Origin of the sequence: Streptomyces varsoviensis, from assembly GCF_000718635.1 — a bacterium.
In the GTDB taxonomy this organism is placed as follows: Bacteria; Actinomycetota; Actinomycetes; order Streptomycetales; family Streptomycetaceae; genus Streptomyces; species Streptomyces varsoviensis.
The window spans coordinates 538,947-552,494 of record NZ_JOBF01000003.1 but is presented as its reverse complement, the minus strand read 5'-3'; the positions used below and the strand labels follow the sequence as shown (position 1 = coordinate 552,494).

At 72.4% G+C, this 13,548-nt stretch carries 14 protein-coding genes and 1 tRNA gene; 13 read left to right on the top strand and 2 right to left on the bottom strand.

Going from position 1 to position 13,548, the window contains the following annotated elements; genetic code table 11:
• The first annotated feature begins 193 nt into the window (after positions 1 to 193).
• From IF55_RS06925 to IF55_RS06910, 4 genes are all read left to right on the top strand, one after another.
• Positions 194 to 679, top strand: coding sequence for a hypothetical protein (locus IF55_RS06925; protein ID WP_030876886.1), 486 nt, complete (start codon positions 194 to 196; stop codon positions 677 to 679).
• Between the two features lie 306 nt (positions 680 to 985).
• Entirely contained in the window at positions 986 to 2,284 is a 1,299-nt protein-coding gene (locus IF55_RS06920) for a glutamate-5-semialdehyde dehydrogenase (RefSeq protein WP_030876884.1), read from the top strand.
• Between the two features lie 282 nt (positions 2,285 to 2,566).
• On the top strand, positions 2,567 to 3,163 hold the full coding sequence (locus IF55_RS06915; RefSeq protein ID WP_030876874.1) for an SCO2584 family spore wall biosynthesis protein: 597 nt from the start codon (positions 2,567 to 2,569) through the stop codon (positions 3,161 to 3,163).
• A gap of 130 nt (positions 3,164 to 3,293) precedes the next feature.
• Positions 3,294 to 4,388, top strand: coding sequence for an SCO2583 family membrane protein (locus IF55_RS06910; RefSeq protein ID WP_030876872.1), 1,095 nt, complete (start codon positions 3,294 to 3,296; stop codon positions 4,386 to 4,388).
• Here IF55_RS06910 and IF55_RS06905 read toward each other — a convergent pair.
• The gene (locus IF55_RS06905; RefSeq protein WP_030876870.1) at positions 4,385 to 5,509 is read right to left on the bottom strand and encodes a M48 family metallopeptidase; all 1,125 of its coding nucleotides are present in this window, start codon (positions 5,507 to 5,509) and stop codon (positions 4,385 to 4,387) included. The two genes, IF55_RS06910 and IF55_RS06905, sit on opposite strands and share 4 nt — an antisense overlap.
• A gap of 100 nt (positions 5,510 to 5,609) precedes the next feature.
• Here IF55_RS06905 and IF55_RS39230 point away from each other — a divergent pair, with 100 nt between their 5' ends.
• The 7 genes from IF55_RS39230 to IF55_RS06875 all read left to right on the top strand — a co-directional run bounded on the left by IF55_RS39230 (position 5,610) and on the right by IF55_RS06875 (position 10,206).
• Positions 5,610 to 5,780: a hypothetical protein gene (locus IF55_RS39230; RefSeq protein WP_157854273.1), complete on the top strand. Its 171-nt coding sequence runs from the start codon at positions 5,610 to 5,612 to the stop codon at positions 5,778 to 5,780.
• A gap of 224 nt (positions 5,781 to 6,004) precedes the next feature.
• Positions 6,005 to 6,169, top strand: coding sequence for a hypothetical protein (locus IF55_RS39690; protein ID WP_030876867.1), 165 nt, complete (start codon positions 6,005 to 6,007; stop codon positions 6,167 to 6,169).
• Between the two features lie 44 nt (positions 6,170 to 6,213).
• Complete coding sequence (nadD, locus tag IF55_RS06895) at positions 6,214 to 6,825, top strand: nicotinate-nucleotide adenylyltransferase (RefSeq protein ID WP_037962838.1); 612 nt, start codon at positions 6,214 to 6,216, stop codon at positions 6,823 to 6,825.
• Between the two features lie 40 nt (positions 6,826 to 6,865).
• Entirely contained in the window at positions 6,866 to 8,698 is a 1,833-nt protein-coding gene (locus IF55_RS06890) for an LCP family protein (RefSeq protein ID WP_030876861.1), read from the top strand.
• Between the two features lie 247 nt (positions 8,699 to 8,945).
• Positions 8,946 to 9,386, top strand: a complete 441-nt coding sequence (rsfS, locus tag IF55_RS06885) for a ribosome silencing factor (RefSeq protein ID WP_030876859.1) — start codon at positions 8,946 to 8,948, stop codon at positions 9,384 to 9,386.
• Positions 9,383 to 10,036, top strand: coding sequence for a histidine phosphatase family protein (locus IF55_RS06880; RefSeq protein ID WP_030876856.1), 654 nt, complete (start codon positions 9,383 to 9,385; stop codon positions 10,034 to 10,036). The genes rsfS and IF55_RS06880 overlap by 4 nt, the downstream gene beginning before the upstream one ends.
• Before the next feature lie 97 nt (positions 10,037 to 10,133).
• A tRNA-Ala gene (locus tag IF55_RS06875) sits at positions 10,134 to 10,206 on the top strand.
• Between the two features lie 94 nt (positions 10,207 to 10,300).
• On the opposite strand, the gene IF55_RS06870 is transcribed toward IF55_RS06875, so the two are convergent.
• Positions 10,301 to 10,486, bottom strand: a complete 186-nt coding sequence (locus IF55_RS06870; RefSeq protein ID WP_030876853.1) for a hypothetical protein — start codon at positions 10,484 to 10,486, stop codon at positions 10,301 to 10,303.
• 528 nt (positions 10,487 to 11,014) lie between these two features.
• Between IF55_RS06870 and IF55_RS06865 the strand changes: the two genes are divergently transcribed.
• Both IF55_RS06865 and phsA read left to right on the top strand, forming a co-directional pair.
• Positions 11,015 to 11,248, top strand: coding sequence for a hypothetical protein (locus tag IF55_RS06865; RefSeq protein WP_030876850.1), 234 nt, complete (start codon positions 11,015 to 11,017; stop codon positions 11,246 to 11,248).
• Positions 11,249 to 11,552: 304 nt separating this feature from the next.
• Positions 11,553 to 13,385: an O-aminophenol oxidase PhsA gene (phsA, locus tag IF55_RS06860; protein WP_030876846.1), complete on the top strand. Its 1,833-nt coding sequence runs from the start codon at positions 11,553 to 11,555 to the stop codon at positions 13,383 to 13,385.
• The last annotated feature ends 163 nt before the right edge of the window (positions 13,386 to 13,548 follow it).

The following is a 13,548-nucleotide window of genomic DNA, read 5'->3' as shown; positions in this document are numbered from 1 at the left end:
TTTGTACGGACACCTTCGCGAAAACCGCCACGCGGCCGCCCCCGGACTGGTCAACTTTGAAGAACGGGGCCGCCTCGGGCAGCGGCCCGTCCGCGACGGACATGCTGCGAGCAGCAGCGGGAAACAGCGGGACACAGCACCAACGGCTCCGCCGCACGCGCGCGCGGAGCCAGCGATCAACAGGAGGCCGCCGGTGAGACGAGGGCGTCCGGGCGCGCTGCCCCGAGGGACGGCGGAACGCGCACTGACCAGCGTCGGTACAGGCGAGGAGGCACAGCCGCCGGCGGGGGCCGGCAGCACGGAGCACGGGTCCGAACCACAGCCGCGCGGCACGGAGGAATCGCGGCTGTGGCACATCACGCTCAGCGTCTCGGGCGCCGAGTCGCCGCTCGCGGAGGTCCGGCGGGGGCTCGAACAGCTCGCGCACGACCATCCCTTTCTGCTGACCAGCCGCTACGCCGACGACCACGCCGAGATCCGCTACTGGGAGGAGGCCAGGGACCTCCACGACGCGGCGGCGGTCGCGCTCCGGCTCTGGGGCGAGCACCGCTCCACGGCCCGGCTCCCCCCGTGGGAGATCGTCGGCCTGGAGGTCATCGACCGCGAGACCTACCACCAGCGCATCGCGGAGGGCTACGGTCCGCCGCCGGCGTCCCCGGTGGGCGTGCACCCGTTCTGAGCCGAGCTTCTTACGCGCCGGAGGCCGAGGCACGGAGGTTTCGAGGGGGCCGGGGCTGAAGGGCGGAGGTTTCGAGGGGGCCGGGACTGAGGGGCGGAGGTTTCGAGGGGGCCGGGACTGAAGGGCGGAGGGTTTCGAGGGGGCCGGGGCTGAGGGGCGCGGCGGCGGCCCGTTCGGACTGCGCCGCCGTGGCCGTCCTGGCCGCCGCGGTCGCGGCCATCGTCGCGGCCGTGATCGACGTCTCGCAGTGCGGGATATGCGCCATAAGGGGTGGGACCGGGCCGCGCGCTCAGTAGGCTGCTCGGCATGAGCAGTGTCTTCCCCTCGCCCCTGGCCGACCCCATGCCGCAGTCCCCGGTGCTGCGCGCCGCCTACCGCGCCCGTGCCGCGGCCGCCGACCTCGCGCCCCTGCCGCGCTCGGTCAAGGACGAGGCGCTGCTGGCCATGGCGGACGCCCTGGAGGTCCGTACGAAGGACGTCGTCGCGGCCAACGCGGAGGACGTCGAGCGCGCGCGGGCCGCGGGCACCGCCGAGTCCGTCGTCGACCGGCTCACCCTGACGCCCGAGCGGGTCCGCGCCATCGCCAAGGACGTACGGGACGTGGTGGCCCTGCCCGACCCGGTCGGCGAGGTGGTGCGCGGCTCCACCCTGCCGGGCGGCATCGACCTGCGGCAGGTCCGGGTGCCGCTCGGCGTCGTCGGGATCATCTACGAGGCCCGGCCGAACGTGACCGTGGACGCCGCCGCGCTCTGCCTCAAGTCCGGCAACGCGGTGCTGCTGCGCGGTTCGTCCTCCGCGTCCGCCTCCAACGCCGCCCTCGTGAAGGTCCTGCGCGACGCCGTCGGCGGCTCCGGGCTGCCCGCGGACGCCGTGCAGCTCGTGCCGGGGGAGAGCCGGGAGTCCGTACGGGAGCTGATGCGCGCCCGCGGCATGGTGGACGTGCTGATCCCGCGCGGCGGCGCCTCGCTGATCCGTACGGTCGTCGAGGAGTCCACGGTCCCCGTGATCGAGACCGGCACCGGCAACTGCCATGTGTACGTGGACGCCGAGGCCGACCTCGACATGGCCGTCGACATCCTCGTCAACTCCAAGGCGCAGCGCCCGAGCGTCTGCAACGCCGCCGAGACGCTGCTCGTGCACCAGGACATCGCCGCCGCGTTCCTGCCGCGCGCGCTGGCCGCGCTCGCCGAGGCGGGGGTCACCGTGCACGGCGACGAGCGGGTGCTGGAGCTGGCCGAGGGGTCGCCCGCGACCGTGGTCGAGGCGTCGTTCGAGGACTGGGAGACCGAGTACCTCTCGTACGACATCGCCGCCGCCGTCGTGGAGTCGCTGGACGCGGCCGTCCACCACATCCGGCTCTGGTCCTCGGGCCACACCGAGGCGATCGTGACCTCCTCGCAGTCCGCCGCCCGCCGCTTCACCCGGCTCGTGGACTCGGCGGCCGTCGCGGTCAACGCCTCCACCCGCTTCACGGACGGCGGCCAGTTCGGCTTCGGCGCCGAGATCGGCATCTCGACGCAGAAGCTGCACGCGCGCGGTCCGATGGGGCTGCCGGAACTGACGTCGACGAAGTACATCGTGACGGGGGACGGGCACACGCGCTGAGCCACCGGCCGCGCGGCCCCTGCCTATGTCGCGCACGGCCGTACGCGCGCCGGGCCTCCGGGGCACGCGGCCGTACGCGCTTCGGGGCTCCAGCGCACAGGACCGTACGTGCGTCGGGGGACCGGCGCCGGGTGTGCGGGCGTGCGGTGCCGGGGGCCGCCGGGACACGGGAGCCCGGCGTACGGCCGCGAGCCCCCGCGGGGCCTCGGCACGCCCTTTCCCGCAGGTGTGAATTGCCTTACCGGCTGCCCAAATTGACCCTTCCGGGGCTACGCTGGACACGTGCCGGACGACGCGGGGGGCAGGCCGTTCCCGGACGGCGAAGAGCCCGAGAGCCAGGATCACGGCCATGGGGGCGCGGAAGACCCGTTCGCCTCCGTGGTACTCGACGAGGATTTCGTACGGTCCGCCAAGATCCACGAGCCCAGTGCGATCGAGCGGATGCTCGCGGCCGCCCAGTCCCGCCGCGCCCTCTCCCCACCCGCCGACGAGGACGCGTACGACGAGACGTGCGAGGAGGGCCGCGGCCGGCCCCGCCCCGGCGCGGGCCATGGCGCGGTGGACGCGAGCGACCTCGACCCGGACGACGCCTACGGTCCGTACGGCCGCTACGGCGCCCTGCGCCGCCCCTACCGCGGCCACGCCCGCTGGCACCGCCCGGTGGCCTGGGCGCTCGCCGTGCTGATAGGCATCGGCGTGGTCGCCCTCGCCTTCACCGCCGTCTTCCGCGGCGCCTCCTCCAACAGCCGACAGGGCCCGGCCGCCCCGCCCGCCACGAGCGGGGTGGACAGCCCCGCCAAGGAGCATCCCGCCCCACTGCCCTCGGTCTCCGCGGAGCTGGAAGCGCCCGTGGCCTCGGCCGCGCCGCGCACGCCCTGAGCGGCCCGGCGCGCCGCTCGTCGCGCCGCCCGCCGGGGCGCGGCCGCCCCCTGGCGACGCGTCAGCTTTCGTCCGAACTTGTCGTGTACCAGGGCGTTTACCTGAGCGCCCGCGGACCTACTCTTGAAGTATGGCCGGGCCTGGAGAGCCACCTGAGGGGACTCCCGAAGGTGTCCCCGGAAGCAGCGACGACGAGTACGGATCCGTCGTCTTCGACGAGTCGTTCGTGCGCGCTGCCCGGCTCCAGGAGTTCTCCGCCCGGGAGCGGATGCGCGACCACGCGCAGGCGGTGCGCAGCCGCTCGCCCTGGGCGCGCATCGGCGCCCCGCGCCAGGTGCTCGTCCTGGTGCTGCTGGTCGCCCTCGCCTTCGGCACCGCCGTCTACATGGGCGTACGCCACCCCTACAAGGAGACGCCGCCGCCCGCCGCCGACCCGTTGCGCACCACCCTCATCCCGCTCGCGCCCACCGGCCCCGTCGCCGGCTCCTCCGCCCGCGACCTCTTCGACCACAGCCCCGCCGCGCAGTTCAGCGAGGGCTCCGAGGGCGTGACGCTGCCCGCCGCCCGCAAGACCCAGCACTTCTCCGAGAGCCAGGTGCTGGGCGCGCTCGCCGCCGCCAAGGAGTACGTCGTCAAGTCCTCCCTCGACCCGCAAGTGCTCACCGGCGGCGACACCCGGGCCACGCGCGTGCTGCTCGACCCCTCCCAGCTCGCCCAGTACGACCAGAGCCTCGCCCACCCCGAGGACGACGGGCGGCACGCGGCCACCGGCTGGCTGGTCCGCTTCGACCCGGCGAAGGTCGCCCTCGCCGACGCGCCCGTACGGGTCCGGGGCACCCTGACCGTGACCGAGTCGGCCGGCGCGCTGGAGGTCACCGCCGACCACACCTTCGTCTACCCGCTGCGCCCGGCGCGGGCCGGCCACGGCGCGGCGGCCGGGGCGGACCAGGTCTCGCTCTTCACCGTCCGGCGCGAGATGCGGTTCCGCTTCGACCGGGACGACCTGCGCGACCACCACATCGAGGTGGCGCAGGCCAATGTGCAGGCCGGGCCCGAGTCCTGCGCGGCGGACGCCGCCGGGTATCTGCGGCCCCTGCTCGCCGGGGAGCGGGCGAAGGACGAGGGCCCGGCCGGTACGGACCCGTACGCGACCGGCCGGACCACGGCGTCGCTGTGCGGCGTGCTGGCGGCCGGCGCGCTGCCGACCCCGACGGGCCGCCGTTAGCGCCCGGAGCCCTCCGGGCCGTCCCCCGAGCCGCGCGGCGGGTCCTCGCGGCCGTCCCCGGGGCGCTGCCGGGTGGACGTCGAGCCCCGGCCCGTGAAGGTGTCCCGGAGCTTGCCGCCCAGGTCGCCCGCGCCGCCCGCGATGTCCCGTACGAGCCCCATCAGCGGGTCCCTGCTGGACCGCACCGAATCCGCGTAGTGCGAGGCGGACTCCTTGAAGGAGTCGGTCACCGAGGTGTCCTTGTCCTCGTCGCGGCGCGGGTAGTGGCCGTCCATGATCCGCTGGTAGTCGCGGCTCTCGGCCCACTTCTTGAGCTCGGCGGCCCGTACGGTCGTGAACGGGTGGCTGCGCGGCAGCACGTTCATGATCTTGAGCACGGAGTCCCGCAGATCGCCGCCCGACTCGTACTCCTCGGCCTGCGCGAGGAACGCGTCCACGTTCATCTCGTGCAGGTGGTTGCCGCCCGCGATCTTCATCAGGCCGCGCATCGAGGCCCGCAGGTCCTGCCCGACCAGCAGCCCCGCCCGGTCCGCGGACAGCTCCGACTTGCGGAACCACTCGCGCAGCGCCGTGACGATCGCCATGATCGCGATATTGCCCAGCGGTATCCAGGCGACCTTGAGTGCGAAGTTGGTGAGAAACAGCAGGATCGTGCGGTAGACGGAGTGCCCGGACAGCGCGTGGCCCACCTCGTGGCCCACCACCGCCCGCATCTCCTCCTCGTCGAGCAGTTCGACGAGCCCCGTGGTCACCACGATGATCGGCTCGTCCAGGCCGATGCACATGGCGTTGGGCTGCGGGTCCTGGGTGACGTACATCGGCGGGACCTTCTCCAGGTCCAGGATGTAACAGGCGTCCCGCAGCATGGTGTGCAGATGCTGGAACTGCTGGTCGCCGACGCGCACCGAGTCGGAGAGGAACAGCAGCCGCAGGCTGCGCTCCGGGAGCAGCCCGCTCAGCGCCTTGAAGACGGTGTCGAAGCCGCTCAGCTTGCGCAGCGCCACCAGCGCCGACCGGTCCGCCGGGTGCTCGTACGCGCGCGAGGAAATGCCGGGGAAGCGCTTCCGCTCCCGGCTGGGCACCTGCTCGCGCCCCCCGCCGCTGCTGTCACTGTCCGTCATGGTGACCCCCTTCACTGGGCTGATCAGGCTGATCCGAACCCGTCCCCCGCTATCCGGACCCCAGCCTAGATGTTGACAACGGGCTGGCTACCGTGGAGTCATGCCCGACATGACTGGCCTGACCGGCCACCCCGGCTTCGTGGAACTGCTCGCCGTCTCCAAGGGCGACGGCGGGCCCGGCACGCTGCTGCGCACGGTCCTCATCGTCTCGGTGCTCGGCATCGTCCTCCTCGCCTGGGTCCTGCTGCGCGGATACGGCGGCAAGGACTGACCGGCCTGCGGGCCGGGACGGCCGGGGCCGGGGCCGGGGCAGCCCGAGGCCGGGGCGTGCGGCCTCGGTAGGGCCGTCCTCGGCCGGGCCGGAACGGCCCCACCGGGACGGAACAGGCCCGACCGGTACGGACGCGTGGAGTCGCCGTGAGGTTGCCGGCCGCCGCCGCATACGATGTGTCAGAAGTCTCTGCCCGATCCCATCCCGGATAGGTCCTGCCGAAGATGACCGCATTCAGCACCGCCCACACCGCCCTGGTCACGCTCGCCGCCGAGGGCGAGCACGTGGACACCCACGAGAGCATCAGCCCCTTCATGACGGGCGGCGCGGCCCTCGTCATCCTGCTGCTCATGCTGTGGGGCGTCACCCGTTTCAACCGCGACCGCTGAACCGCCGTCCCGGTGCGCGGCCGGGCCCAGTAGGGTCTGCACGCATGGGAGAGCAGACAGAGCCCGCTAAGCGGCGACTCGGCGTGATGGGCGGGACCTTCGACCCGATCCACCACGGCCACTTGGTCGCCGCGAGCGAGGTGGCCTCGCAGTTCCACCTGGACGAGGTGGTCTTCGTACCGACCGGCCAGCCGTGGCAGAAGAGCCACAAGCAGGTGTCGCCGGCCGAGGACCGCTATCTGATGACGGTCATCGCCACCGCGTCCAACCCGCAGTTCTCGGTCAGCCGCATCGACATCGACCGCGGCGGCCCCACCTACACCACCGATACGCTGCGGGACCTGCGCGCCGAGCACGGTGACGCGGACCTCTTCTTCATCACCGGCGCCGACGCGCTCGCGCAGATCCTCACCTGGCGGGACACCGAGGAACTGTTCTCGCTGGCCCACTTCATCGGAGTGACGCGGCCCGGGCACGTACTGGCCAATCCGGGGCTCCCGGAGGACGGCGTCTCCCTGGTCGAGGTGCCCGCGCTGGCGATCTCGTCGTCCGGATGCCGGGCGCGCGTCGCGCAGGGCGATCCGGTCTGGTATCTGGTGCCGGACGGTGTGGTCCGCTACATCGACAAGCGCAGGCTGTACCGGAACGACGGCTGATTCCGGAAGACACCGGCACACGCCGGCTGAAGGGGCTCTGGTGAACGACCGACAGGACCCGTACGCACAGGAACCCCTGGTGTACGGCTACGACGCCTATGGGCAGCCGGTGTACGAGCCGAACGACCCGAGACGGGTGTACGACCAGTACGGGCAGCCGCTTCAGCAGCAGGGCCAGTCGGGGCACCCGGGTCAGTCGGGTCAGTACGGGGAGCCGGGCCAGCACGGCTCGTCGATTCCGCAGCAGCAGCCGTACCAGTCGTACCAGCCGGAGCAGGCGTACCAGCAGTCGTACGACCCGTACGCGGCCGGGGCGCAGCCGGGGTACGGCTACGACCCGTACGGGCAGCAGTCCTACCAACAGCAGCAGTACCACCAGACTCAGCAGCCCGAGCAGCAGCAGCCCCGCCAAGGGCAGTCCCTCCAGGGGCAGCCCCCCCAGGAGCAGCACCTTCCGGGGCAGTCTCAGCAGCAGGGCCGGCAGCAGGAGTGGATTCCGCAGCAGGCCGCGGCCCCGCGCGACGAGGCGCGCGCCGAGAGCGCGGCGGAGCCGGAGGCGGGGGTCCCGGAGCGGCTCAGGGCCGCGGACAAGGCCGCCGGGGCCGCTGGGGGCGGGGGCGAGGAGTACCGGACCGAGCAGTTCTCCTTCATCGAGGAGCCGGACGAGGACTCCGAGGACGTCATCGACTGGCTCAAGTTCAGCGAGAGCCGCACCGAGCGCCGAGACGAGCGCAAGCGCCAGGGCCGCAACCGCGTCGTCGTGCTCGCCGTCGTCCTCGCGCTCCTGGTGGCCGGCGGCGTCGGCTACCTCTGGTACGCGGGGATGCTGCCCGGTACGGGCGGGGGCTCCAAGGCCGCCGTGGCCTCCGGGGGCGCGCAGAAGCGCGACGTGATCGTCGTGCATCTGCGGGAGACCAAGGGCGGCGGCAGCTCCACCGCCCTGCTCGTCGACAACGAGACCGCGGGCCGGGGCACCACGGTCCTGCTGCCGAACACGCTCGCCGTGTCCCCCGACGGCACCGCCACCACGCTCGGCAAGGCCGTGAGGGACGGCGGCACCGGAGGCACCCGCGAATCCCTGAACGCGCTGCTCGGCGCGGACATTAAGGGGAGCTGGCGGCTGGACACCCCCTACCTGGAGAACCTCGTCGAGCTGGTCGGCGGCATCACGCTCGACGCGGACGTGACCATCCCCGGCGCGAAGAAGGACGACCCCCCGAAGGTCAAGCAGGGCAAGGACCGTGCGCTGAACGGCCAGGCGGCCGTCGCGTACGCCACCTATCGCGCGTCCGGAGAGGCGCAGACCAAGCAGCTCGAACGGTTCGGCCAGGTCATGCAGGCGGTCCTGAAGAAGGTGTCGACGGACACCGGCTCCGCCGTGAACACCGTCGAGTCGCTCGCCCAGATCCCCGACCCCTCGCTCTCCGAGCAGCAGCTCGGCGCCTCGCTGGCGCACCTCGCCGAGCTGGCGAAGAAGGGCTCGTACGACACCAAGCTGCTGCCGGTGCAGGGCGACGGGACACTCAGCGAGAAGACCACCGAGTCGGTGGTCAAGGACGTGCTCGGCGGCACGGTGCAGAAGACCCCCGCGGACGCGCCGCCGCGGGTGAGCGTGAAGAACGCCACGGGGAAGAAGGCGGCCGCGGGCTCCGCGCAGGTCACCCTCGTCAACGGCGGCTACACCTTCGTCGACGGCGGCACCCAGAGCGGGGGGCAGTCCGCGTCGAAGGTGACGTACCGCGACGAGAAGCGGGCGGAACAGGCCAAGGAGATCGCCAAGACGCTCGGCCTGCCGGCCGGCGCCGTGGCCAAGGGCGACGGCGCCCCGAACGCCGACGTCACGGTGGTCCTCGGGAGCGACTACAAGGGGTGAGGGCGGCGCGGGGCGGGGCGCGGGGGACGTGGCTCCCATGCCCTGGCCGGGGCCGGTACGGGCGTAGGGGCGGGGTCCCGGCGGGGCCCGGCCCCACGGGGCGGCGAGGCCCGGACGGGCGTGGCGGCGGACCTCGGACGGGCGTGGCGGCGGGGTGATGAAATGCCCGGATACGCGCGGCGGTGGGCTGGTCGGCGGAGCGTGAGACCCTTGACGGGTACCTGATTCCCGATCGAAAGCTTGGCCAGTGACCGCCACCGACCGCTCCATCGAGCTCATCCAGGCCGCCGCACAGGCGGCCGCCGACAAGCTCGCGCACGACATCATCGCGTACGACGTCAGCGACGTACTGTCGATCACCGATGCCTTCCTGCTGGCCTCGGCGCCCAACGACCGCCAGGTCAAGTCGATCGTCGACGAGATCGAGGAGCGGCTGAACAAGGATCTCGGCGCCAAGCCGGTGCGCCGCGAGGGCGACCGGGAGGCCCGCTGGGTGCTCCTCGACTACGTCGACATCGTCGTGCACGTACAGCACAGCGAGGAGCGTGTCTTCTACGCCCTTGAGCGGCTGTGGAAGGACTGCCCGCAGCTCGAACTCCCCGCCGACGCCGCCGCGACCGCCGGCAAGGCCGAGGAGCACGCCAGGACGCTCGCCGCGGAGGACGACCGGGACGGTGAGCTGAGCTGAACGGCACCAAGAGCGGCCGGGGCCGCCGCATCGTCCTCTGGCGGCACGGACAGACCCTCTGGAACCTGGAGCGCCGCTTCCAGGGCTCCACGGACATCGAGCTGACCGAGACCGGCGTCGAGCAGGCCCGCCGCGCCGCCCGGCTGCTGGCCGCGCTGCGCCCGGACGCCATCGTCGCCTCCGACCTGCGGCGGGCCATGGCGACGGCGGCGGAGCTGGCGGCCGTCACCGGTCTGGAGGTCGCCTACGACGCGCGGCTGCGGGAGACCTTCGCCGGCGAGTGGCAGGGGCTCACGCATGAGGAGATCCTGGCGCGCTTCGGCGAGCAGTACACCGCGTGGAAGCGCGGCGAGGCGGTCCGGCGCGGCGGCGGCGAGCTGGAGACCGAGGTCGCCGAGCGGGCCGCGCCCGTTGTCCTCGACCACGCCGACAAGCTGCCCGACGGCGGGACCCTCGTCGTCGTCAGCCACGGCGGCACGATCCGCACCACCATCGGCCGGCTGCTCGGCCTGGACCCGTACACCTGGGAGTCGCTCGGCGGCCTCTCGAACTGCTGCTGGTCCGTACTGGGCGAGGGCGCGCGGGGCTGGCGGCTCCAGGAGCACAACGCCGGAACGCTCCCCGAGCCCGTGCTCGGCGACGACGACTGAGCTGCCGCCGGGCCCGGATTTCACATCCGGGCAGGTCGCAGGCTAAAGTTCATCTTGTTCGCGGAACGGCGGGGAAACCCCGGGGCCGCAGGACAGCGGGGCTATAGCTCAGTTGGTAGAGCGCCTGCATGGCATGCAGGAGGTCAGGAGTTCAATTCTCCTTAGCTCCACAGTTCGGAAGATCCCGTCCCTTGATCGAGGGGCGGGATCTTCTGCTATCCCCCTTTGGATCAGATGACGAGGGGGCTCAGGGGGCGAGGGGGATCAGGTGGCGAGGGCGGCCCGGATCTCCGAGAGCGGACGCGCGTGAGCGGGGCAGCCGATGATCGGGTCCTCTACGGCGCAGAGCTTCCCGATCAGCTCGCGGCTCACCTCGTCGTGCGGCGTGTAGACCACGACCCGGGTCTCCGGCCCGCCGCCCACCGCCGGCGAGGTCGACTTCAGCCGCACCTCGCCGACGGAGGCGTGGCGGAAGACCTTTATCCGGGGCCGGCCGGGGCCATCGCCTACGCGGTGCTGCTGATCACCGGCGCGCGCGGTGCGGCGACCGGTTCGGACACGGGCGGGCGTTCCTGGCGGGGCTCGTGGTCTTCACGGCCGCGTCGCTCGCCTCCTGACGCTTCATCTGTAGAGCGGCCTCGGGGGCGCGTTCGTCCGCACGCGCTGTGGTCGACCGCTCTCGCGCCGGCCGGCACGGCGGCGGTCGCGGCGGGGGCAGGGCCGCTGAGACGGCGGCGCTGACCTCGCAACCGGCGCATGGCAGAATCGGACAGCCGGTAGGTGGACGGGGGCGAAGGTGAGGGAAGGTGACATGTCGGCGCGCATTCTTGAGGAGGACGGTGCAAGCGGTGCCCTTCTCGCGTCGGCTGCCTCCTGCCGCCCGTTCCGCCGCCGCCCCGGCCAGGCGGCCAAGTGCCCGCTGAGCGCGGCGGAGTGTCCTATGGGTGTGCGGCCCGCGGCCTTGCCTGGAGCTGACTGATGGGTGCACACAGCCGGAAGTGCGACTGGTGCGGGAGCGGAACGCCGATCGTCCGCGACATGGAGCCGCTCAACTCCTCCTACCAGTACTGGTGCGTGGAGTGCGCGCGGGCGCTGATCATAAAGGGCGACCCCATCGAGACGTACCGGGAGCTGGAGGGCGAGCCGATCTACGGTCGGCTGCTCGACGAGCACTGCGCGCTGAAGCGTTTCTACTCCTTCGCGACGGCCTGACGCGACCTCAGGCGGGGGCTCCGACGGGGATTCTGACAGGGCCTCGGGCGGGGTCTCCGGTGGGATTTCCGGCGGGGCTTCGGCGGGGCTCATGGGGAGTGGCCGGCGCTCGCTCTCGCCGGTGCCCGGCTCCGCTTTCGTGACGGTCCGGTCCTGCTTCGTGACGGTCTGCCCCGGTGCCGGGGCTTGGTCCGAAATCTCCGCGGAACCCGGAACTCCCCCTGAAACTACGCGCGTTAACGGGCCGAGAGTTGCCGCCGGAAACGGTCGGCGGCACGGGGGAAGCGACACGGGGGTCGCAAGCATGACCGATACAGAGATCCAGCCTGTCCGAAACCCGGCGGAGGCCGGGGACGCCACGGAGCCCGCGAAGCGGGAGGCCGCGGCGGAACTCACGCCGTTCATCGACGCCTTGTCCATACCGCCGGCCCTGCGCCCGGGCCGCCAGGAGGCGTTGAACGGCATCGACATCGACCTGACGACGACATGGGTCCGGCTGCACGCACAACTGCCGCCGACCAAGGTGTGGGCCTACGACGGCCACTACCCGGGACCGACCATCGAGGTCCCCAGGGGGCGGCGGCTGCGCGTCCGCTGGAACAACCGGCTCACGGGGGGCTACCCGGTGACGGCCGTCGAGGCCGTGCCGAAGCCGGGCGCCCCCTCGCCGAGCGACGTCCCGGGCCGCAGCGGCGCGGAGCCGCTCGCCGACGTCGCGGCGCTGCCGCCGTGGACGGTCACCCACCTGCACGGCGCGGTGACCGGCGGCGGCAACGACGGCTGGGCGGAAAACGCGGTGTCGCCCGGCGACAGCCAGCTCACCGAGTACCCGAACGATCACCGGGCGACGACCTGGTGGTACCACGACCACGCCATGGACATCACGCGGTGGAACGTGTTCTCGGGGCTGGCCGGGATGTACCTGGTGCGGGACGACGAGGAGCGGGCGCTGCGGCTCCCGGCGGGGGAGTACGAGATCCCGCTGATCATCCAGGACCGCAACCTCGACCAGGACGAGGACGGCCGGCTGACCGGGCGGCTGCTGCACAAGACCGTCGTCGTCGGGAAGGACGCCGCCGACAAGAATGTGACGCTGCCGTTCACCGGCCCGTACACCCTGGTCAACGGCGTCATCTGGCCGCATCTGGACGTCGCCGCGCGCTGGTACCGGTTCCGGGTGCTCAACGCGGCCAACGCCCGGACCTTCCAGCTCCGGCTGGTCGACGACGCGACGGGGGAGCAGGTGCGCGGCGCGGCCTGGCAGATCGGCTCGGACGGCGGGCTGCTGCCCCGGCCCGTACCGGTCGACGAGCCGCTGTCCGTCGCGTCGGCCGAGCGGATCGACCTGCTGGTCGACTTCGGGCGGCTGCGCGGGCGCCGGGTCCGGCTGGAGAACGCGGCGCCGGGCGTTCCGTACCCGCAGATCATGCAGGTGCGGGTGGGCGCCGAGCCGGTGCGCGACCCGTTCGTGCTGCCGCAGGTGGTCTCGGCGTCGTTCCGGCGCATCACCCATGACACCGCGCCGAAGCACGGGCACCGGATGGTGGCGCTCACCCCGCCCGGGACGGCGGGCAACGCGCACCCCGAGATCTGGGAGCTGCACGAGGTCGACCCCGGCCACGTCAAGATCCCCAGCGAGGGGATAGTGCAGATCAAGGGCGCCGACGGCAAGGTGCGTACGTACCAGCGGGGCGCCCGCACCTTCGACGACGCCCTCGGCTTCATGGTCGAGCACGACGCCTGGGAGCAGTGGAGCTTCCTCAACCTGGGCGGCGCGGGGACGCATCCGATGCACATCCATCTGATCGACTTCCAGGTGCTCAGCCGAGATGTCTACCCGCAGGGCCCGGGGAGCCCGTTCGACACCCAACTGGGCGGCACCCGCAGCCCGCTGGAGTACGGGGGCAGCGTCCCGATCTCACCGGGCGACTCGGCGTGGAAGGACGTCATCCAGGTCCCGGTGGGGCAGATGGTCAATGTGATCGGCCGCTTCCATGGGGCGCAGGGCCGGTTCATGTACCACTGCCATCTGCTGGAGCATGAGGACATGGGGATGATGCGGCCGCTGGTGGTGATGCCCGCCGAGGTCATGAAGTTCCACCACGGCGACACCGGTCACGGGCACGGCGGCCACTGAGGCAGTAGTGCCGCCAGGGGCGCCGGGGAACGGGCGGGCGCGGGGTACGGCCGTACCCCGCGCCCGTGCGCTTCAAGCATCGCCCGGGAACCGATTTGGCAAGGGGCGGGGGCACCCGTGTAATGTAGGCGACGCCGCCGGGGAAACCGGGCGGACCACAGCA

What these genes read in the sequence shown, in the direction of transcription:
- IF55_RS06920 (WP_030876884.1), top strand. Translation starts at nt 986, where the DNA reads ATGAGCAGTGTCTTCCCCTCGCCCCTGGCCGACCCCATGCCGCAGTCC.
- IF55_RS39690 (WP_030876867.1), top strand. Translation starts at nt 6,005, where the DNA reads ATGACCGCATTCAGCACCGCCCACACCGCCCTGGTCACGCTCGCCGCC.
- IF55_RS06910 (WP_030876872.1), top strand. Translation starts at nt 3,294, where the DNA reads ATGGCCGGGCCTGGAGAGCCACCTGAGGGGACTCCCGAAGGTGTCCCC.
- IF55_RS06905 (WP_030876870.1), bottom strand. Translation starts at nt 5,509, where the DNA reads ATGACGGACAGTGACAGCAGCGGCGGGGGGCGCGAGCAGGTGCCCAGC.
- IF55_RS06865 (WP_030876850.1), top strand. Translation starts at nt 11,015, where the DNA reads ATGGGTGCACACAGCCGGAAGTGCGACTGGTGCGGGAGCGGAACGCCG.
- IF55_RS39230 (WP_157854273.1), top strand. Translation starts at nt 5,610, where the DNA reads ATGCCCGACATGACTGGCCTGACCGGCCACCCCGGCTTCGTGGAACTG.
- phsA (WP_030876846.1), top strand. Translation starts at nt 11,553, where the DNA reads ATGACCGATACAGAGATCCAGCCTGTCCGAAACCCGGCGGAGGCCGGG.
- nadD (WP_037962838.1), top strand. Translation starts at nt 6,214, where the DNA reads ATGGGAGAGCAGACAGAGCCCGCTAAGCGGCGACTCGGCGTGATGGGC.